Below are 1,232 nucleotides of genomic sequence, written 5' to 3' on the forward strand. Positions count from 1 at the left end.
CCCCTTGGGTTCAGGGGGTCGTTGCAACACCTGATTGATTGAGGTGTTGGTTATGGGTGGTCGTGTTGGGTTTCCGCGTGAGGTTCGTCGTCGGTTCTGGGAGGAGCTCAGGGTCGGCGGCACGGTCACGGATGCGGCTGCCGGCGCGGGGGTGAATCGGTCGACGGCTGCGAACTGGGTAAGTCAGGCTGGCGGGATGGTTCCCCCGCGCGTTGACCCGTCGAGCCGTTTGACGTTCCTCGATCGGGAGGAGATCTGGTTTGGCCGTTCTCAAGGCGAAAGCATGCGCTCGATCGCGGCCCGGCTTGGGCGGGCGCCGTCCACGATCAGCCGCGAACTGCGCGGCGGGATGACGAGGCGCGGGTATCGTCCGTCGTTCGCTGAGCAACAGTCCCGGTATCGAGCGCGCCGGCCCCGCGGCGGGAAGCTGGCCAATAACGACCGGTTGCTGGAATACGTGCAAACTGGGTTGAGCGCCGAACACAGCCCGGAGCAAATCAGTCTGCGGCTGCGGCGAGACTTCCCCGACGACATGGAGATGCGGGTGTCTCACGAGACGATCTATCAGGCCCTCTATGTTGAAGGGCGCGGCCAGCTGCGCCGCGACCTGGTTACGGCGCTGCGGACCGGGCGGACGTTGCGCAAATCTCAGGGTCGGCAACAACCCGGATCGCGCATCCGCGACATGGTCATGATCACCGACCGGCCCGCGGAGGTCGAAGACCGCGCCGTTCCCGGCCACTGGGAAGGCGACCTCATCACCGGCGCCGGAAACGCCTCAGCGATCGGCACCCTGGTTGAGCGCGCAACCGGATATTTGATGCTGCTGCACCTCCCCGAGAAACACGGCGCGATCGAGGTTCGCGACCAGATGATCATCGCGATCGAGAAGATGCCCGCAGAACTGCGCAAAACAGTGACCTGGGACCAAGGCATCGAGATGGCCAAGCACCGAGACATCACCATCGCCACCGGCATCGACATCTACTTCTGCGACCCGCACTCGCCCTGGCAGCGCGGCTCGAACGAGAACACCAACGGGCTGTTACGGCAGTACTTCCCCAAGGGCACCGACCTCTCCGGCTACCACCCCGAATACCTCGAATTCGTCACCGACAAGCTCAACGACCGACCACGAAAACGGCTCGACGCAGCCACCCCGCGAGAAGCCCTGCATCAGCTACTCTCAGACCAAGAAAACAGCGGTGTTGCATCGACCAGTTGAATCCACC

1 protein-coding gene is annotated in these 1,232 nt (G+C 63.8%); it reads left to right on the top strand.

Going from position 1 to position 1,232, the window contains the following annotated elements; genetic code table 11:
* Positions 1-52: 52 nt before the first annotated feature.
* Positions 53-1,225, top strand: coding sequence for an IS30 family transposase (locus tag E3T19_RS14340; protein WP_088454824.1), 1,173 nt, complete (start codon positions 53-55; stop codon positions 1,223-1,225).
* Positions 1,226-1,232: the final 7 nt, after the last annotated feature.

The organism is Cryobacterium sp. TMT4-31 (assembly GCF_004403385.1).
Lineage (GTDB): Bacteria > Actinomycetota > Actinomycetes > Actinomycetales > Microbacteriaceae > Cryobacterium > Cryobacterium zongtaii.